At 70.4% G+C, this 18495-nt stretch carries 18 protein-coding genes; 1 reads left to right on the top strand and 17 read right to left on the bottom strand.

Features of this window, described 5'->3' with window-relative positions:
• Positions 1 to 50: 50 nt before the first annotated feature.
• The 13 genes from metK to pyrR form a co-directional block, all read right to left on the bottom strand.
• On the bottom strand, positions 51 to 1274 hold the full coding sequence (metK, locus tag IA22_RS0119635) for a methionine adenosyltransferase (protein ID WP_014157390.1): 1224 nt from the start codon (positions 1272 to 1274) through the stop codon (positions 51 to 53).
• 240 nt (positions 1275 to 1514) lie between these two features.
• Positions 1515 to 2717, bottom strand: coding sequence for a bifunctional phosphopantothenoylcysteine decarboxylase/phosphopantothenate--cysteine ligase CoaBC (gene coaBC / locus IA22_RS0119630; RefSeq protein WP_030124311.1), 1203 nt, complete (start codon positions 2715 to 2717; stop codon positions 1515 to 1517).
• Between the two features lie 177 nt (positions 2718 to 2894).
• A complete protein-coding gene (gene rpoZ / locus IA22_RS0119625; protein ID WP_003970369.1) occupies positions 2895 to 3167 on the bottom strand; it encodes a DNA-directed RNA polymerase subunit omega in 273 nt (90 codons plus the stop codon).
• A 98-nt stretch (positions 3168 to 3265) separates the two neighbouring features.
• The gene (gmk, locus tag IA22_RS0119620) at positions 3266 to 3883 is read right to left on the bottom strand and encodes a guanylate kinase (protein WP_014157388.1); all 618 of its coding nucleotides are present in this window, start codon (positions 3881 to 3883) and stop codon (positions 3266 to 3268) included.
• A 38-nt stretch (positions 3884 to 3921) separates the two neighbouring features.
• Positions 3922 to 4245, bottom strand: coding sequence for an integration host factor (locus tag IA22_RS0119615; protein WP_014157387.1), 324 nt, complete (start codon positions 4243 to 4245; stop codon positions 3922 to 3924).
• 245 nt (positions 4246 to 4490) lie between these two features.
• Complete coding sequence (gene pyrF, locus IA22_RS0119610; RefSeq protein ID WP_014157386.1) at positions 4491 to 5330, bottom strand: orotidine-5'-phosphate decarboxylase; 840 nt, start codon at positions 5328 to 5330, stop codon at positions 4491 to 4493.
• Positions 5327 to 6436, bottom strand: a complete 1110-nt coding sequence (locus IA22_RS0119605; RefSeq protein ID WP_030124309.1) for a quinone-dependent dihydroorotate dehydrogenase — start codon at positions 6434 to 6436, stop codon at positions 5327 to 5329. The genes pyrF and IA22_RS0119605 overlap by 4 nt, the downstream gene beginning before the upstream one ends.
• A gap of 60 nt (positions 6437 to 6496) precedes the next feature.
• Positions 6497 to 9805: a carbamoyl-phosphate synthase large subunit gene (gene carB, locus IA22_RS0119600; protein WP_014157384.1), complete on the bottom strand. Its 3309-nt coding sequence runs from the start codon at positions 9803 to 9805 to the stop codon at positions 6497 to 6499.
• The gene (gene carA, locus IA22_RS0119595; protein ID WP_014157383.1) at positions 9798 to 10940 is read right to left on the bottom strand and encodes a glutamine-hydrolyzing carbamoyl-phosphate synthase small subunit; all 1143 of its coding nucleotides are present in this window, start codon (positions 10938 to 10940) and stop codon (positions 9798 to 9800) included. The genes carB and carA overlap by 8 nt, the downstream gene beginning before the upstream one ends.
• Positions 10937 to 11560, bottom strand: coding sequence for a PH-like domain-containing protein (locus IA22_RS0119590; RefSeq protein ID WP_014157382.1), 624 nt, complete (start codon positions 11558 to 11560; stop codon positions 10937 to 10939). The genes carA and IA22_RS0119590 overlap by 4 nt, the downstream gene beginning before the upstream one ends.
• Positions 11557 to 12843 carry a dihydroorotase gene (locus IA22_RS0119585; RefSeq protein ID WP_014157381.1) on the bottom strand — a complete coding sequence of 429 codons (1287 nt, stop codon included), beginning with the start codon at positions 12841 to 12843 and terminating at the stop codon, positions 11557 to 11559. The genes IA22_RS0119590 and IA22_RS0119585 overlap by 4 nt, the downstream gene beginning before the upstream one ends.
• Positions 12844 to 12845: 2 nt before the next feature.
• Entirely contained in the window at positions 12846 to 13862 is a 1017-nt protein-coding gene (locus IA22_RS0119580; RefSeq protein ID WP_014157380.1) for an aspartate carbamoyltransferase catalytic subunit, read from the bottom strand.
• A gap of 92 nt (positions 13863 to 13954) precedes the next feature.
• Complete coding sequence (pyrR, locus tag IA22_RS0119575; protein ID WP_014157379.1) at positions 13955 to 14539, bottom strand: bifunctional pyr operon transcriptional regulator/uracil phosphoribosyltransferase PyrR; 585 nt, start codon at positions 14537 to 14539, stop codon at positions 13955 to 13957.
• Between the two features lie 221 nt (positions 14540 to 14760).
• Here pyrR and bldD point away from each other — a divergent pair, with 221 nt between their 5' ends.
• Positions 14761 to 15261 carry a transcriptional regulator BldD gene (bldD, locus tag IA22_RS0119570; protein WP_014157378.1) on the top strand — a complete coding sequence of 167 codons (501 nt, stop codon included), beginning with the start codon at positions 14761 to 14763 and terminating at the stop codon, positions 15259 to 15261.
• 161 nt (positions 15262 to 15422) lie between these two features.
• Here bldD and nusB read toward each other — a convergent pair whose 3' ends face one another.
• The 4 genes from nusB to IA22_RS34165 form a co-directional block, all read right to left on the bottom strand.
• On the bottom strand, positions 15423 to 15854 hold the full coding sequence (gene nusB, locus IA22_RS0119565) for a transcription antitermination factor NusB (RefSeq protein WP_015576379.1): 432 nt from the start codon (positions 15852 to 15854) through the stop codon (positions 15423 to 15425).
• Between the two features lie 2 nt (positions 15855 to 15856).
• Positions 15857 to 16423, bottom strand: coding sequence for an elongation factor P (gene efp / locus IA22_RS0119560; protein WP_014157376.1), 567 nt, complete (start codon positions 16421 to 16423; stop codon positions 15857 to 15859).
• A 74-nt stretch (positions 16424 to 16497) separates the two neighbouring features.
• Complete coding sequence (locus IA22_RS0119555) at positions 16498 to 17604, bottom strand: M24 family metallopeptidase (protein ID WP_030124307.1); 1107 nt, start codon at positions 17602 to 17604, stop codon at positions 16498 to 16500.
• A gap of 69 nt (positions 17605 to 17673) precedes the next feature.
• Positions 17674 to 18483, bottom strand: a complete 810-nt coding sequence (locus IA22_RS34165) for a Pro-rich N-terminal domain-containing protein (protein WP_014157374.1) — start codon at positions 18481 to 18483, stop codon at positions 17674 to 17676.
• Positions 18484 to 18495: the final 12 nt, after the last annotated feature.

The following is an 18495-nucleotide window of genomic DNA, read 5'->3' as shown; positions in this document are numbered from 1 at the left end:
CCGGACACCGCGTGCGGTGTCCGGGCCCCGGTGTGAGAACTACCCGCGTGCTACAGCCCCGCGGCCGCGCGCAGCGCGTCCACACGGTCGGTCCGCTCCCAGGTGAAGTCCGGGAGCTCGCGGCCGAAGTGTCCGTACGCGGCGGTCTGGGCGTAGATCGGGCGGAGCAGGTCGAGGTCGCGGATGATCGCGGCCGGGCGCAGGTCGAAGACCTCGCCGATGGCATGCTCGATCTTCTCCGTGTCGACCGCTGCGGTGCCGAAGGTCTCGACGAACAGGCCCACCGGCTCGGCCTTGCCGATCGCGTAGGCGACCTGGACCTCGCAGCGTGTGGCGAGCCCGGCCGCGACGACGTTCTTGGCGACCCAGCGCATGGCGTAGGCGGCCGAGCGGTCGACCTTGGACGGGTCCTTGCCGGAGAAGGCGCCGCCGCCGTGACGGGCCATGCCGCCGTAGGTGTCGATGATGATCTTGCGGCCGGTGAGGCCGGCGTCGCCCATCGGGCCACCGATCTCGAAGCGGCCGGTCGGGTTCACCAGCAGGCGGTAGCCCTCGGTGTCCAGCTTGATGCCGTCCTCGATGAGCTGGTTCAGGACGTGCTCGACGACGAACTCGCGGATGTCGGGCGCGAGCAGCGAGTCCAGGTCGATGTCGGACGCGTGCTGCGAGGAGACGACGACCGTGTCGAGGCGGACGGCCTTGTCACCGTCGTACTCGATGGTGACCTGGGTCTTGCCGTCGGGGCGCAGGTACGGGATGGTCCCGTTCTTGCGGACCTCGGAGAGCCGGCGCGAGAGACGGTGCGCGAGGTAGATCGGCAGCGGCATCAGCTCGGGCGTCTCGTCGCAGGCGTAGCCGAACATCAGGCCCTGGTCGCCGGCGCCCTGCTTGTCGAGCTCGTCCTCCTCCTCACGGCGGGAGGCACCCTCGACGCGCTTCTCGTAGGCCGTGTCGACGCCCTGGGCGATGTCCGGGGACTGCGCCCCGATGGACACCGAAACGCCGCAGGAGGCTCCGTCGAAGCCCTTCTTGGAGGAGTCGTAGCCGATCTCCAGCACCTTGTTGCGCACGAGGTTGGGGATATCGGCGTAGGCCTTGGTCGTGACCTCACCCGCGACATGCACCAGACCGGTGGTGATCAGGGTCTCGACGGCGACGCGCGAGGTGGGGTCCTCGGTCAGGAGCGCGTCGAGAATCGTGTCGCTGATCTGGTCAGCGATCTTGTCGGGGTGGCCCTCGGTGACGGACTCCGAGGTGAAGAGACGGCGGGACACATCGCTCCCTGGGGTTGCAGCGGCTGCTGGCTGATCATTGATGGAACTCCGGGAGCTGCGCCCGGCACATTCCGTCGACCAGTTTATCGGTCGCTTCCGGTGGTTGGGTCACGCGTCTCGCCCCTTGGGAGGTCTGTGATCTGCGGCACTGTTGACGGCAGTACGACAATCCCTCCTTCCGGGTGCGCGGCATCGACGTTCGTCGTGAGTTCCCTCGAGCCGGAGCGGCATCTGTGCAATCTAACCGAAACGGGCGGTCACGAGGTCCCATACCGTGTCGGCAAGCGCTTCCTTCGGCCCGTACGGCACAGCGGTCTCGCCGCCGTCGGATCCGAGCACGACCGCTTCGTTCTCCTCGGACCCGAAGGTCTTGCGCTCCCCCACCTCGTTCACGACGAGGAGGTCGCAGCCCTTGCGGCGGAGCTTCTCGCGCCCGTTGGCAAGGACGTCGTCGGTCTCGGCGGCGAATCCGACAACGAGCTGTCCGGGCCGGGCCCGGTCGGCGGCGACCTCGGCGAGGATGTCGGGGTTGCGGACGAGCGTGATCGGCGCCGGCTCCTGGCCGTCCTTCTTCTTGATCTTGCCCGACGCGTAGGCCGCGGGCCGGAAGTCGGCGACCGCCGCGGCCATCACCACCACGTCGGCGTCGGCCGACGCCTTCAGCACGGCCTCGCGCAGCTGGACGGCGGTCCCGGCCCGTACGACGTCGGCGCCCGCGGGGTCGGGGAGCCCCGTGTTGGCCTCGATCAGCGTCACCCGGGCGCCCCGCGCGACAGCGGTACGCGCGAGGGCGTAGCCCTGCTTCCCCGAGGACCGGTTGCCCAGGTAGCGCACCGGGTCGAGCGGCTCACGGGTGCCGCCCGCGCTGATCACCACGTGCCGGCCCGCGAGGTCGCGGGCGCCGGGACCGCGGGCGAGGACGCGACGGCAGACCTCGAAGATCTCCCCGGGATCCGGCAGCCGGCCCTTGCCCGTGTCCACGCCGGTGAGCCTGCCGACGGCCGGCTCGATGACGACGGCGCCGCGGCGGCGCAGGGTGGCGACGTTCTCCTGCGTGGCGGGGTGCTCCCACATCTCCGTGTGCATCGCCGGCGCGAAGACGACCGGACAGCGCGCGGTGAGCAGGGTGTTGGTGAGGAGGTCGTCCGCCAGGCCGTGGGCGGCCCTGGCGAGCATGTCCGCGGTGGCCGGGGCGACCACGACGAGATCCGCCGCCTGTCCGATCCGGACGTGCGGCACCTCGTGCACGCTCTCCCAGACCTCGGTCGACACGGGGTTCCCGGAGAGGGCCGACCAGGTGGCGGCCCCGACGAAGTTCAGCGACGCCTCGGTCGGCACGACCCGTACGTCGTGGCCGGACTCGGTCAGCCTGCGGAGCAGTTCGCACGCCTTGTACGCGGCGATGCCTCCGCTGACCCCCAGGACGACCTTCGGCTTCTCCACTGCGTCTCCCCGCACTCGTGTCTCTGCGCACTCGCGTGCGGCCTCATGACGTACGCCCCCATGCTGCCTCACCGCCGCCGGTCCGCTCCGGCGGGCCCGGGGCGGGACACACCACAGGCCCGGCGGTGGATGGCCGCCGGGCCTGTGGTGAAGGTGCGTTTCCTGCGTGCCGCCTGCTTACTGCGCGGGGCCCTCGATGGCCTCGGAGGTCAGCAGACCCGCGTTGATCTCGCGGAGCGCGATCGAGAGCGGCTTCTCGTGCACGTGGGTGTCGACGAGCGGACCGACGTACTCGAGGAGGCCTTCGCCGAGCTGCGAGTAGTACGCGTTGATCTGACGCGCGCGCTTGGCGGCGTAGATCACGAGGCTGTACTTCGAGTCGGTGGCCTCGAGGAGCTCATCAATCGGCGGGTTGATGATGCCCTCGGGCGTGGTGATGGAAGAGGACACTCTCTGCCTTCCGAAGGGGATAGAGATCAAAGAGATCTTTGATCATGCTGGTTCCGCAGTGGTGCTCTGCGTCCGCGGACGTGTGTGGACCGTTGAGGTCAGTCGTCACTGCCGCGGAGGCCGGAAGCCTGCAGCATCAACGTTAGCAGCTCGCGTGCGACGTCCTCGACGGAGGTGTTGACGAGCGTCGTGTCGAACTCCTCCTCCGCGGCCAGTTCGACCTTCGCCGCCGCCAGTCGCCGCTCGATCACGTCGGGCGCCTCGGTGCCGCGGCCGGTGAGCCGGCGCACCAGCTCGTCCCAGCCGGGCGGTGCGAGGAAGACGAGCAGCGCCTCGGGCATCGACTGGCGGACCAGCCGTGCGCCCTGCAGGTCGATCTCCAGCAGTACCGGCTCGCCCGCCTCCAGGCGGTCGAGCACGGCCCGGCGGGGCGTGCCGTAGCGGTTGCCGGCGAACTCGGCCCACTCCAGCAGCTCGCCGTTGGCGATCAGCTTGTCGAACTCCTCGTCGTCCACGAAGAAGTAGTGGACACCGTTGCGCTCACCGGGGCGCGGCTTACGGGTCGTCGCCGACACCGAGAGCCAGACCTCGGGGTGCACGGTGCGCATATGAGCGACGACCGTGCTCTTGCCGACCCCGGAGGGGCCGGAGAGCACGGTCAGCCGCGGACGTACGTCCGGGGGTACGGGGGACGTCCCCCGGGATGTTGCAGCCATGGGGCGATTATCCCCGTTCTCAGGAGTGCCTGAGAACGTCAGGCGGCGCTGCCGCCGAACTCACGCTCCAGGGATGCGATCTGGTTGGAGCCGAGACCCCGGACCCGGCGGCTCTCGGAAATGCCGAGCCGTTCCATGATCTGCTTGGCGCGGACCTTGCCCACGCCCGGCAGGGACTCGAGAAGAGCGGAGACCTTCATCTTGCCGATGACGTCGTTCTCCTGGCCCTGCTTGATGACCTCATGGAGCGAGGCGCCGGAGTGCTTGAGTCGATTCTTGACCTCGGCCCGCTCCCGGCGAGCCGCGGCGGCCTTTTCGAGCGCGGCTGCGCGCTGTTCAGGGGTAAGGGGCGGAAGAGCCACGCCTACGTCACCTCGGATGTCGATCTGTCGGATACGGACCGGTACGGGGCCTGGATGGCTCCGCACCTGGTGAGCAACGAACAACGTGTACTCGTTGGCTCTCGACGGAGACTAGCGGCCACGGCCGCCTGAGTCAGCGAGAACAGACGAAAAGTCCTGGTCAGCTGGCACCGACCCGGACATTCAGCCCATAACAACCCGGAATTTTGGTCAGGATTCCGTCAACAGGCTGTTACGTGGCATGGTCAGCTTTCCGGGACGGCCGTTCGGACCTCGTCCGCGAACCGTCCGGCGGCTTCGCGCAGCCCTGATACGTCCGGTCCGTGGCGCAGCACCCCCCGGCTCACGCTCGGCACGACGTTGCGTACCGCGGCGCCGAAGACCCGCGGGAGATCGGCCGGCGTGGCGCCCTGGGCGCCGATGCCGGGGGCGAGGAGCGGACCGTTGATCGACAGGTCGGCTCCCGTGTCCCCGAGGGTGGCGCCGACCACGGCCCCGACGGAGCCGAGCGGCGTCGCGCCCGCGTTCTCGGCCGCCATGTGGTCGAGCATCAGCTGGGCGAGCGACCGGCCGTCGGCGGAGGTGGCGCGCTGGACCTCGGCACCTTCCGGGTTGGAGGTGAGGGCGAGTACGAAGACGCCCGCGCCGGAGACCTCGGCGGCGTCGAGCGCCGGGCGCAGCGAGCCGAAGCCGAGGTAGGGCGAGACGGTGACCGCGTCCGAGAAGAGCGGCGAGTCCTTGTCGAGGTAGGTGGCGGCGTAGGCGCCCATCGTGGAGCCGATGTCGCCCCGCTTGGCGTCCATGAGCACGAGGGCCCCCGCCGCGCGGGCCTCCTCGACCGCCTTCTCCAGGACCGCGACGCCGCGCGAGCCGAAGCGCTCGAAGAAGGCCGACTGCGGCTTGAGCACGGCGACGCGGTCGGCCAGTGCCTCCACGACCGTGCGTGTGAAGCGCTCGAGGCCCGCGACGTCGTCGTTCAGGCCCCAGGAACCGAGCAAGGAGGCGTGCGGGTCGATGCCGACGCAGAGCGGCCCGCGGGTGTCCATGGCGTGGCGCAGACGCGCGCCGAAGGGTTCAGGGGTCATCGCGTGACCTTCCGTGTCTCGGCGCCGACGGCTTCGGCGAGGGTGGCGTACGGGGAGGCGGCCAGCCGGGCGGCCAGACCCTTGTGGATCGCGCGGGCGTAGAACGGGCCCTCGTAGATGAAGGCGCTGTAACCCTGGACGAGGGTGGCGCCGGCCAGGATGCGCTGCCAGGCGTCCTCGGCGTTCTCGATGCCCCCGACGCCCACCAGGGTGAGCCGGGTCCCCACGCGCGCGTACAGGCGGCTCAGGACCTCCAGGGAGCGCTCCTTGAGGGGTGCGCCGGAGAGCCCGCCGGTCTCCTGGACCAGGGAGGCGTCGGACCTCAGGCCCAGGCCGTCGCGGGCGATGGTGGTGTTGGTGGCGATGATGCCGTCCAGACCGAGCTCGACGGCCAGGTCGGCGACCGCGTCGACGTCCTCGTCGGCGAGGTCGGGGGCGATCTTGACCAGCAGCGGGACGCGCCGGTCGGTGACGGTGCGGTCGGCGGCCTCGCGCACGGCGGTGAGCAGCGGACGCAGCGCCTCGGTCGCCTGGAGGTTGCGCAGACCGGGCGTGTTGGGCGACGAGACGTTGACCACGAGGTAGTCGGCGTGGACGGCGAGCCGCTCGGTGGACTTCACGTAGTCGCCCACGGCCTCGGCCTCGGGGACGACCTTGGTCTTGCCGATGTTGACGCCGACGGTCGTGCGGAAGACGGGGGTGCGGGCGGCGAGGCGCTCCGCCACGGCCGCCGAGCCCTCGTTGTTGAAGCCCATGCGGTTGATCAGCGCGCGGTCCGCGACCAGGCGGAACAACCGCTTCCTCGGGTTTCCGGGCTGCGGCTCCCCGGTGACCGTGCCGATCTCGATGTGGTCGAAGCCGAGCATGGACATGCCGTCTATGGCGACGGCGTTCTTGTCGAAGCCGGCGGCGAGTCCGAAGGGGCCGTGCATCCGCAGTCCGAGGGCCTCGGTGCGCAGCTCCTCGTGGCGGGGGGCGAGCGCGGCGGCGACGAAGGTGCGCAGCACGGGGGTGCGGGCGGCGAGCCGGATCCACCGGAACGCCAGGTGGTGGGCCTGCTCCGGGTCCATCCGCTTGAAGACCAGCTGGAAGAAGAGTTTGTACATCACGGTGTCCTCATGAAGAGGGGGACACCGTTTCCGGTGTCCCCCTGCTGGGCCTGGCTGCTAGTCGCGGGCCGCGGTCAGATGTTCCGCGTGTTCCTGGAGGGAACGTACGCCGACACCGCCGTGGTTCAGCGCGTCGATGCCCTGCACGGCGGCGGCGAGCGCCTGGACCGTGGTGAGGCACGGCACGGACCGGGCGACGGCCGCGGTGCGGATCTCGTAGCCGTCGAGCCGGCCGCCCGTCCCGTACGGCGTGTTGACGATGAGGTCGACCTCGCCGTCGTGGATCAGCTGGACGATGGTCTTCTCGCCGTTCGGGCCCTCGCCCTCGGAGAGCTTGCGCACCACCGTGGCGTTGATGCCGTTGCGCTTGAGGACCTCGGCGGTGCCGGAGGTGGCCATCAGCTCGAAGCCATGGGCGACCAGCTCGCGCGCCGGGAAGATCATCGTGCGCTTGTCGCGGTTGGCGACCGAGATGAAGGCGCGTCCCTTGGTGGGCAGCGGTCCGTAGGCGCCGGCCTGCGACTTGGCGTACGCCGTGCCGAAGACGGAGTCGATGCCCATGACCTCACCGGTGGAGCGCATCTCCGGGCCGAGGACCGTGTCGACGCCGCGGCCCTGGATGTCGCGGAAGCGCGACCACGGCATGACGGCCTCCTTGACGGAGATCGGCGCGTCGAGCGGCAGGGTGCCGCCGTCGCCGTGCCTGGGCAGCAGCCCCTCCTCGCGCAGCTCCGCCACGGTCGCGCCCAGCGAGATGCGGGCGGCGGCCTTGGCGAGCGGCACCGCGGTCGCCTTCGAGGTGAAGGGGACGGTGCGCGAGGCACGCGGGTTGGCCTCGAGCACGTAGAGGATGTCGCCGGAGAGCGCGAACTGGATGTTGATCAGTCCGCGGACGCCGACGCCCTTGGCGATGCCCTCGGTGGAGGCCCGCAGCCGCTTGATGTCGTAGCCGCCGAGCGTGATCGGGGGCAGCGCGCAGGCGGAGTCGCCGGAGTGGATGCCGGCCTCCTCGATGTGCTCCATGACGCCGCCGAGGTAGAGCTCGGTGCCGTCGTAGAGCGCGTCGACGTCGATCTCGATCGCGTCGTCGAGGAAGCGGTCGACCAGGACCGGCCGGGTGGGGCTGATCTCGGTGGACTCCTCGATGTACGAGGAGAGGCGGGCCTCGTCGTAGACGATCTCCATGCCGCGGCCGCCGAGCACGTACGAGGGGCGCACGAGGACGGGGTAGCCGATCTCGTCGGCGATGGCCTTGGCCTCGGCGAAGGTGGTGGCGGTGCCGTGCTTCGGCGCCGGCAGTCCGGCCTCGGCGAGGACCCGGCCGAAGGCCCCGCGGTCCTCGGCGGCGTGGATCGCCTCGGGGGGCGTGCCCACGACGGGAACACCGTTGTCCTTGAGCGCCTGCGAGAGGCCGAGCGGGGTCTGGCCGCCGAGCTGGACGACGACACCGGCGATCGGGCCCGCCAGCGACTCGGCGTGCACGATCTCCAGGACGTCCTCGAGGGTGAGCGGCTCGAAGTAGAGCCGGTCGGAGGTGTCGTAGTCCGTGGAGACGGTCTCCGGGTTGCAGTTGACCATCACGGTCTCGTAGCCCGCGTCGTGCAGGGCGAACGAGGCGTGGACGCACGAGTAGTCGAACTCGATGCCCTGGCCGATGCGGTTCGGGCCGGAGCCGAGGATGATCACCGCGGGCTTGGTCCGGGGCGCGACCTCGGTCTCCTCGTCGTAGGAGGAGTAGAAGTACGGCGTCTTCGCGGCGAACTCGGCGGCGCAGGTGTCGACCGTCTTGTAGACCGGGCGGATGCCCAGGGCGTGGCGGACCTCGCGCACGACGTCCTCGCGCAGGCCGCGGATCTCCCCGATCTGGGCGTCGGAGAAGCCGTGCCGCTTGGCCTCGGCGATCAGCTCGGCGTCCAGGCGCTCGGCGGCGGCCAGCTCGTCGGCGATCTCCTTGATCAGGAAGAGCTGGTCGACGAACCAGGGGTCGATCTTCGTGGCGTCGAAGACCTCTTCCTGGGTGGCGCCGGCGCGGATCGCCTGCATCACGGTGTTGATGCGGCCGTCCGTGGGACGGACCGCCTCGGCGAGCAGCTCGGCCTTGTCGCCCGTCGGGCCGGTGAAGGCGAACTGCGAGCCCTTCTTCTCCAGGGAGCGCAGCGCCTTCTGCAGGGCCTCGGTGAAGTTGCGTCCGATCGCCATGGCCTCGCCCACCGACTTCATGGTGGTGGTGAGGGTGGAGTCGGCGGACGGGAACTTCTCGAAGGCGAAGCGGGGTGCCTTGACGACGACGTAGTCGAGGGTCGGCTCGAAGGAGGCGGGCGTCTTCTCGGTGATGTCGTTGGGGATCTCGTCCAGCGTGTAGCCGACGGCCAGCTTGGCGGCGATCTTGGCGATCGGGAAGCCGGTCGCCTTGGAGGCGAGCGCGGAGGACCGGGAGACGCGCGGGTTCATCTCGATGACGATGACCCGGCCGTCGCTGGGGTCGATGGCGAACTGGATGTTGCAGCCGCCGGTGTCGACGCCGACCTCGCGGATGATCGCGATGCCGACGTCGCGCAGCCGCTGGTACTCACGGTCGGTGAGCGTCATCGCCGGGGCGACCGTGATCGAGTCGCCGGTGTGGACGCCCATCGGGTCGAAGTTCTCGATGGAGCAGACGACCACCACGTTGTCGTTCTTGTCGCGCATCAGCTCCAGCTCGTACTCCTTCCAGCCGAGGATGGACTCCTCCAGGAGCACCTCGGTGGTCGGCGAGAGCGTGAGGCCCTGTCCGGCGATACGGCGCAGCTCCTCCTCGTCGTGGGCGAAGCCGGAGCCGGCGCCGCCCATGGTGAAGGAGGGGCGGACGACGACGGGGTAGCCGCCGAGGGTGTCGACGCCGGCGATGACGTCGTCCATGGTGTGGCAGATGACGGACCGGGCGGACTCGCCGTATCCGATCTTGGCCTTGACTGCCTCGACGACGCCCTTGAAGAGGTCGCGGTCCTCGCCCTTGTTGATCGCCTCGACGTTGGCGCCGATGAGCTCGACGCCGTACTTCTCCAGCACACCGTTGTCGTGCATGGAGATCGCGGTGTTGAGCGCGGTCTGGCCGCCCAGGGTCGGGAGCAGCGCGTCGGGGCGCTCCTTGGCGATGATCTTCTCGACGAACTCGGGGGTGATCGGCTCGACGTACGTGGCGTCGGCGATCTCCGGGTCGGTCATGATCGTCGCCGGGTTGGAGTTCACCAGGATGACGCGCAGGCCCTCGGCCTTGAGCACGCGGCAGGCCTGGGTGCCGGAGTAGTCGAACTCGGCTGCCTGCCCGATGACGATCGGACCGGAGCCGATGACCAGGACGGACTGGATATCGGAGCGCTTAGGCACGCTGGCCCTCCATCAGGGTGACGAAACGGTCGAAGAGGTACGCGGCGTCGTGCGGGCCCGCGGCTGCTTCGGGGTGGTACTGGACGCTGAAGGCCGGCTGGTCGAGCAGCTGCAGCCCTTCGACGACCTGGTCGTTCAGGCATACGTGGGAGACCTCGGCGCGGCCGAACTCCGTGTCGGAGACCCTGTCGAGCGGGGCGTCGACGGCGAAGCCGTGGTTGTGCGCGGTGACCTCGACCTTGCCGGTCGTGCGGTCCTGCACCGGCTGGTTGATGCCGCGGTGGCCGTACTTCAGCTTGTAGGTGCCGAAGCCGAGCGAGCGGCCCAGGATCTGGTTGCCGAAGCAGATGCCGAAGAGCGGGGTCTTCCGCTCCAGGACTCCGCGCATGACGGAGACCGGGTGGTCGGCGGTGGAGGGGTCGCCGGGGCCGTTGGAGAAGAACACGCCGTCGGGCTCGACCGCGTACACGTCCTCCAGGGTGGCGGTGGCGGGCAGGACGTGCACCTCGATGCCGCGCTCGGCCATGCGGTGCGGGGTCATGCCCTTGATGCCGAGGTCGATCGCCGCGACGGTGAACTTCTTGGTGCCGACCGCGGGGACGACGTACGTCTCCTTGGTGGCGACCTCGGCCGCGAGGTCGGCGCCCGTCATCTCGGGCGCCTGGCGGACCTTGGCGAGCAGTACGCCCTCGTCCTGGACGGCGTTGCCGGAGAAGATGCCGACGCGCATCGCGCCGCGCTCGCGCAGGTGGCGGGTGAGCGCGCGGGTGTCGATACCGCTGATGCCGACGACACCCTGGCTCGCGAGCTCCTCGTCCAGCGACCGACGGGAGCGCCAGTTGGAGGGAACCCGGGCGGGGTCGCGCACGACGTAGCCGGAGACCCAGATGCGCTTCGACTCGGGGTCCTCGTCGTTCACGCCGGTGTTGCCGACGTGCGGGGCCGTCATGACGACGACCTGGCGGTGGTACGAGGGGTCGGTCAGCGTTTCCTGGTAGCCGGTCATGCCGGTGGAGAACACCGCCTCGCCGAAGGTCTCCCCCACGGCCCCGTAGGCACGGCCGCGGAAGGAGCGGCCGTCCTCCAGGACGAGTACGGCGGGAGCTTTTCCGGCTCCCCGGGTGGAGATCGTCATCGTGCGGTGCCTTCCGTCGTGCTGGTGGTGGTGCTGGTGAGGTGGTCGCCGGACGTACCGGCGAGGTGGTTGACGGCGTCGACCCACGCCTGGTGCTCGGCCGCGTGGTCGGAGCGGAAGCCGGAGTCGATCAGCTGGTCGCCGTGCGCCCAGGTGATGACCAGCAGGCCGCCCTCGGGGAGGACCTTTCCGGCGAGCGCCTTGTCGAGCCTGGCCTCGCGCAGGGCGGCGGCCGGCACGAAGAAGTCGGCCGCGCCGGGGCGTACGACGTCGAGGCCCTGCTCGGTGAGGGTCAGCTCGGTCCGGCTGCGGGTGCCGAGACCGTGCGCCACGATCCGGTCGAGCCACTGCCCGGCGGTCGTCGAGGCGTGGTAGCGGCCGGTGAGGGTGAGCAGGGTCTCACCGTCGGCGAAGCCCTCCGGGGTGGTGGCCAGCTCGGGCAGGCCGGACTGCAGGCTTCCCCGCCACTTCCATCCCTGGCGCATCAGCCAGTAGACGAACGCGATGAATACGACCAGTCCGAGTACCCAGCTGATGCGGGCGGACCAGTCCGTCACCTCGGCCGACTTCTGCTCGGCGGCCATCCGGTAGAGCTGATAACTGGGGGTGAGTGTTGTCACGCGAGCTTCCCGTCGACGACCGTGGCACGGCCCCGCAGGAAGGTGTGGGTCACTCGGCCGGGCAGCTCGCGACCCTCGTAGGGAGTGTTGCGGCTGCGGGAGGCGAAGCCCGCGGGGTCCACGGCTCCACGGTATGACGGATCGACCAGGGTGAGGTTGGCGGGCTCACCCGCCGAGACGGGCCGGCCGTGTCCTTCGAGCCTGCCGATGGCCGCGGGGCGCAGTGACATCCGGTCGGCGACGCCCGCCCAGTCGAGGAGTCCGGTGTCCACCATCGTCTGCTGGACCACGGAGAGCGCGGTCTCCAGGCCCACCATGCCCATGGCGGCGGCGGCCCACTCGCAGTCCTTGTCCTCGTGCGGGTGCGGGGCGTGGTCGGTGGCCACGCAGTCGATGGTGCCGTCGGCGAGGGCCTCGCGCAGGGCCATGACGTCGGCCTCGGTGCGCAGCGGCGGGTTCACCTTGTAGACGGGGTTGTAGGTCCGTACGAGTTCGTCGGTGAGCAGCAGGTGGTGCGGGGTCACCTCGGCGGTGACGTCCCAGCCCTTGGACTTGGCCCAGCGGACGATCTCCACGGAGCCGGCGGTCGACAGGTGGCAGATGTGCACCCGGGAGCCGACGTGGGCGGCCAGGAGGACGTCGCGGGCGATGATCGACTCCTCGGCGACGGCGGGCCAGCCGCCGAGACCGAGCTCGGCGGAGACGACGCCCTCGTTCATCTGGGCGCCCTCGGTGAGGCGGGGTTCCTGGGCGTGCTGGGCCACGACGCCGTCGAAGGCCTTCACGTACTCCAGCGCGCGGCGCATGATCACGGCGTCGTCGACGCACTTGCCGTCGTCGGAGAAGACCTTCACCCCGGCGGCCGAGTCGTGCATGGCGCCGAGCTCGGCGAGCTGCTTGCCCTCCAGGCCGACGGTGACGGCTCCGACGGGCTGCACGTCGCAGTAGCCGGACTCCTTGCCGAGCCGCCAGACCTGCTCGACGACACCGGCGGTGTCGGCGACCGGGAAGGTGTTGGCCATGGCGTGGACGGCGGTGAAGCCGCCGACCGCGGCCGCCTTGGTGCCGGTGAGGACGGTCTCGGAGTCCTCGCGTCCCGGCTCACGCAGATGGGTGTGCAGGTCGACGAGGCCGGGCAGCAGGATCCGCCCGGCCGCCTCGATCACGGTGGCGCCCTCGGCGTCGAGTCCGGAGCCGGTGGCGGCGATGTTCTCGCCCTCGATGAGGACGTCCTGCGGCTCTCCGCCGAGGACCTTCGCGCCGCGGATAAGGATCTTGCTCATGGTTACTTGTTCTCCTCGGTACGGGCGGCGGCGGACGGCAGGGCGGTCTCGGAACCGCCCAGCAGCAGGTACAGGACGGCCATGCGGGTGGAGACGCCGTTCGCGACCTGTTCGACGGCGGTGCAGCGGTCGGAGTCGGCGACCTCGGCCGTGATCTCCATGCCGCGGACCATCGGGCCGGGGTGCATCACGATGGCGTGCTCGGGCATCCGCGCCATGCGCTCGCCGTCCAGGCCGTAGCGCCGGGAGTACTCGCGCTCGGTCGGGAAGTAGGCGGCGTTCATCCGCTCACGCTGCACACGGAGCATCATGACCGCGTCCGACTTCGGCAGCACGTCGTCGAGCCGGTAGCTGACGTCGCACGGCCACCGCTCGACGCCGACCGGCACGAGGGTGGGCGGCGCGACCAGGGTGACGTGCGCGCCGAGCGTGTGCAGCAGGTGGACGTTGCTGCGGGCCACGCGGCTGTGCAGGATGTCGCCGACGATCGTGATCCGCCGGCCGTCCAGGTCGCGGCCGATCCCCGCGTCGGGCCCGACCAGCCGGCGGCGCATGGTGAACGCGTCCAGCAGCGCCTGGGTGGGGTGCTCGTGCGTTCCGTCACCGGCGTTGACGACGGCGCTGTCGATCCATCCCGAGGTCGCGAGGCGGTACGGGGCGCCGGAGGCGCCGTGCCGGATGACGACGGCGTCGGCGCCCATGGCCTCCAGGGTCAGGGCGGTGTCCTTGAGGGACTCGCCCTTGGAGACGGAGGAGCCCTTCGCGGAGAAGTTGATGACGTCGGCGGAGAGGCGCTTGGCGGCGGCCTCGAAGGAGATCCGGGTACGGGTCGAGTCCTCGAAGAAGAGGTTGACGACCGTTCGTCCACGCAGGGTGGGGAGTTTCTTGATCGGCCGGTCCGCGACCCTGGCCATCTCCTCGGCGGTGTCGAGGATCAGGACGGCGTCGTCGCGGGTGAGGTCTGCGGCCGAGATGAGATGACGGGGGGTCCGGGGGTTGTCCCCGGGAGGGCGCAGCATCTGAGGGTCTCCGTGAAGGGTGGAGGGATCAGGCAGGCGGGCGTGCGGAAGCGGCCGTGCGGCCGGTGGGGCGCGCACGGGACGTGACTCGGCTACCGCTCGCCCGTCGGGGCGGTCTGCTTGACACCGAGCAGTACGGCGTCGCGGCCGTCCTCCTCGGCGAGCTGGACCCTGACCGTCTCCCGCAGCGACGTGGGGAGGTTCTTGCCGACGTAGTCGGCGCGGATCGGCAGTTCGCGGTGGCCGCGGTCGACGAGGACCGCGAGCTGTACGGCACGCGGACGGCCGATGTCGCCGAGCGCGTCGAGTGCGGCACGGATCGTGCGCCCGGAGAAGAGCACGTCGTCGACCAGGACGACGAGACGGTTCTCGATTCCCTCACCGGGGATCTCGGTGCGCGCCAGAGCGCGCGCGGGGCGCATCCGCAGGTCGTCGCGGTACATCGTGATGTCGAGTGACCCGACCGGCGTCTTCCGGCCGGTGATCTCCTCGAGCTTTTCGGCCAGTCGGCCCGCGAGGAAGACCCCTCGTGTCGGGATGCCGAGCAGCACCACGTCGTCGGCGCCCTTGGCGCGTTCGACGATCTCGTGGGCGATGCGGGTCAGTGCCCGGGCGATGTCGGGAGCCTCGAGAACGGGGCGTGCCGCATTGCCGGTGTGGTCATGCTGTGCGTCCATAAGAAACGGACCTCCTTCTCCGCCTCACTGGACGGACGTTAAAGGACGTCGAAATTGCGTCATCCACGTTACCAGGGCTTGCGTGAGGCCCTGACCCCACCCCCGGAAGGTGGCAGTCCGGACCTTTCGGCTTGACGCAGCCATGTAACGCTGCGTAACCTCACAGTGAGTTACCAGCCACGCGGTCCAGCCGCAGAATGTTCCAGCGTCCGGGGAGCCTTATGTCCAGCGAATACGCAAAGCAGCTCGGGGCCAAGCTCCGCGCCATCCGCACCCAGCAGGGTCTCTCCCTCCACGGCGTGGAGGAGAAGTCGCAGGGTCGCTGGAAGGCCGTCGTGGTCGGATCCTACGAGCGCGGGGACCGCGCCGTGACCGTGCAGCGCCTTGCCGAGCTGGCCGACTTCTACGGCGTCCCCGTGCAGGAGCTCCTGCCCGGCACGACCCCCGGCGGCGCCGCCGAGCCGCCGCCGAAGCTGGTCCTCGACCTGGAGCGCCTGGCCCACGTGCCGCCGGAGAAGGCCGGACCGCTGCAGCGTTACGCGGCGACGATCCAGAGCCAGCGCGGTGACTACAACGGCAAGGTGCTCTCGATCCGCCAGGACGACCTGCGCACGCTGGCCGTGATCTACGACCAGTCGCCGTCCGTGCTGACCGAGCAGCTGATCAGCTGGGGCGTGCTGGACGCCGACGCGCGTCGCGCGGTCGCGCACGACGAGGGCTGACCGGCTCCGCAGAAGACGTAACGCCGGGTCGGCGGGGCCTTCGGGCCCCGCCGACCCGGCGTTTTCGTGCCCCTGCCGGGCCCGTACCGGGTGCCGGGACGCCGAAGGGCCCACGGTCGCATCGACCGTGGGCCCTTCGTGCGGCGCGACGCCGCCGGGGATCACTGCTCCCGGCGGAGATTCGGCTTGAGGTCCTTGAACCGGGCCAGCAGGCCGTTCACGAAAGCCGGGGAGTCGTCGGTGGAGAACTCCTTGGCGAGCTGGACCGCCTCGTCGATCACCACGGCGTCCGGGGTGGAGTCCATCCAGACCAGCTCGTACGCGCCGAGCCTGAGGATGCTCCGGTCGACGACCGGCATGCGGTCGATCTCCCAGTCCACGGCGTAGGTGACGATGAGGTCGTCGATCCGGTCCGCGTACTGCGCGTACCCCTCGACCAGCTCCATCGTGAATTCGCCGACCGGCGGCTGGCGGTCGTCGGTCCGCGAGAGCCGTACCCAGTCCGCGAGGACCGTCTGCACGGACTCGCCGCGCTGGTCGGCCTCGAAGAGGATCTGGAAGGCGCGCTTGCGGGCCTTGTTCCGGGCAGCCACGGTTAGCTGTTCACCCGGCCGAGGTAGTCGCCCGAGCGGGTGTCGACCTTGATCTTCTCGCCGGTGGTGATGAAGAGCGGGACGCCGATCTCGTAGCCGGTCTCCAGGGTGGCGGGCTTGGTGCCACCGGTGGAGCGGTCGCCCTGGACACCCGGGTCGGTGTGCTGGATGGTCAGCTCGACCGCGGCGGGCAGCTCGACGTAGAGCACCTCGCCCTCGTGCTGGGCGACGGAGGCGGTGAAGCCCTCGATCAGGAAGTTGGCGGCGTCGCCGACGGACTTGCGGTCGACCATGAGCTGGTCGTACGTGTCCATGTCCATGAAGACGAAGTACTCGCCGTCCATGTACGAGAACTGCATGTCCCGGCGGTCGATGGTGGCCGTTTCGACCTTCACGCCGGCGTTGAACGTCTTGTCGACGACCTTGCCGGAGAGCACGTTCTTGAGCTTGGTGCGCACGAAGGCGGGGCCCTTGCCGGGCTTGACGTGCTGGAACTCGACGACGGACCAGAGCTGGCCTCCGTCGAGCTTGAGCACCAGGCCGTTCTTGAGGTCGTTCGTGGAAGCCACGGTTGCGGAATCTCCTGGACTGAAGCTGGTGGACGACAAAGGATGCGCGCCGGGGTCCCCGCGAGAGGTTCCCCCTAGAGCGCGAGCAGCTCCTTGGTCGTAATGGTGAGTAGCTCGGGTCCGCCGTCCGCCTCGGGGCGTACGACGAGCGTGTCATCGATCCGGACACCGCCCCGGCCCGGGAGGTGGACCCCCGGTTCGACGGTGACCGGCACGCAAGCGTCCAGTTTACCCATGGCTGTCGGTGCCAACTGCGGGTCCTCGTCGATTTCCAGTCCGACACCGTGCCCGGTGCTGGGCGGGAGGCCGTCCGAGTGGCCCGCGGAGTCCAGCAGATGCCTGGCCGCGCGGTCCACGTCACGGTAGGCGGCTCCGGGCACCAGGGCCTCCCGTCCGGCCTTCTGAGCGGCGAAAACAAGGTCGTAGAGCTCGATCTGCCAGTCGGCGGGACTGGTGCCGATGACGAAGGTCCGGCCGATCTCGCAGCGGTAGCCGCGGTAGTTCGCTCCCAGACCGACGGAAAGGAAATCGCCTTCCTCGACCCTGCGGTCGGTGGGCCGGTGACGGCCCTGCCCCGAGTGGGGGCCCGTGCCGACGGAGGTCGCGAAGGCCGGGCCGTCGGCACCGTGGTCCACCAGCCTGCGCTCCAGCTCCAGGGCGAGGTGGCGTTCGGTGCGCCCGACCAGGATGGATTCGAGGAGCTCGCCGAGGGCCTGGTCGGTGATCTCCGCGGCGATCCGCAGGCAGGCGATCTCCTCCTCGTCCTTCACCAGACGCAGCTGTTCGACGGTGCTGCCGAGGTCGCAGAGGCGCAGGCGTGGGGCCGCGGCGGCCATGGCACGGTGGCGGGCGACCGTCAGGTCGTGCTCCTCGACCGCGAGGGAGTCGGCGTGCAGGCCGCCGGCGAGGCCGGCCGCCGCGACGACCGGGTCGCCGTCGTCGTCCGGCAGGACGGTCAGCCTCAGCTGCTCGTCGGGGCGACCGTGGGGTGGGTCCCCGGCCGGTGCCCGTGGGCAGAGCAGGACGTCCTCGCCGGGGCCGAGCAGCAGCACGGCACCGGGCGGGGCCCCGCCCGCGAGATAGCGGACGTTGGCGGGGCGGGAGACCAGGGCGGCCGCGGATCCGGCGGCGGCGAACCGGTCCCGCAGCAGCCCGCGTCGGACGGCGTACACCTCTGACATGTGTCCGAGCGTACGAGCGCGGGCGGGGCCCCGCCCGGTCAGCGCACCCGACCGGGAAAGCGGGGGCCGCTACCAGGCGGGCGGACTGGCTATGGAGCGGGCGAGGACGTCGTCGAGGACCCGCGCGGTCGTCTCGACGTCGTAGGTGGAGTTGTCGATGATGGGCAGGCCGGAGCCGTACCAGCCGGCCATCCGGCCGTGGATACGGGCGACCTCCTCGTCGGAGAGCCTGCGGTTCCCGCTGCGGGCCGCGTTCCGCTCCAGGACGACCTCCAGACCGGGCAGGAGGACCACGGGCAGGAGCCCGGGGCCCACATGGCGTTTCCAGCCGCCGAGACCGACGACCGGCCGGTCGGGGAAGACCGCGTCGTCGAGGATGCAGGAGATGCCGTTGGCGAGGAAGTTACGGGCGGCGAAGCCGCAGGTACGCCGGGCCAGCCGGTACTGGGCCTCGGAGTGGTCGTTCCATCCGGCCTGGGGGTCCGCGAAGCCGGAGCAGACCCACTCGCGGACGTCGTCCAGGGACACGTGCGCGGTGGGGACGCGGCGGCGGCCCGCCCAGAGCTTGGCGACCGTGGTCTTGCCGGCTCCGGCGGGCCCGATGAGGAGCACGGCCAGGGTCGCGGCCCCGGTCCCGGGCTCCGCGGGAGGGGCGGGCAGCGGAACGGGGCCGCCGGGCGGCAGCTGGACGTGCCCGGTGGTCTCCCTTGAGGGAGGCACCGGGGCGTGCTGGGGCGCCGGCGGCTGATGGCCGGGCGCCGGGGGAGGAAGAGGCGGCCCCGGCGGGCCGGGATGGGCTGAGTGCTGTGCCTGCGTCGTCCACGGTCCGTTCCCGGAACCCTGGGGCGGCGGCAGCGGGGCCCCCACTGCGTGCTGCATCCGGTGCCACTC

Origin of the sequence: Kitasatospora papulosa, assembly GCF_000717245.1 — a bacterium.
In the GTDB taxonomy this organism is placed as follows: Bacteria; Actinomycetota; Actinomycetes; order Streptomycetales; family Streptomycetaceae; genus Streptomyces; species Streptomyces papulosus.
Note: the sequence above shows the minus strand (reverse complement) of the source record. Positions and strands in the feature narration are given on the sequence as shown.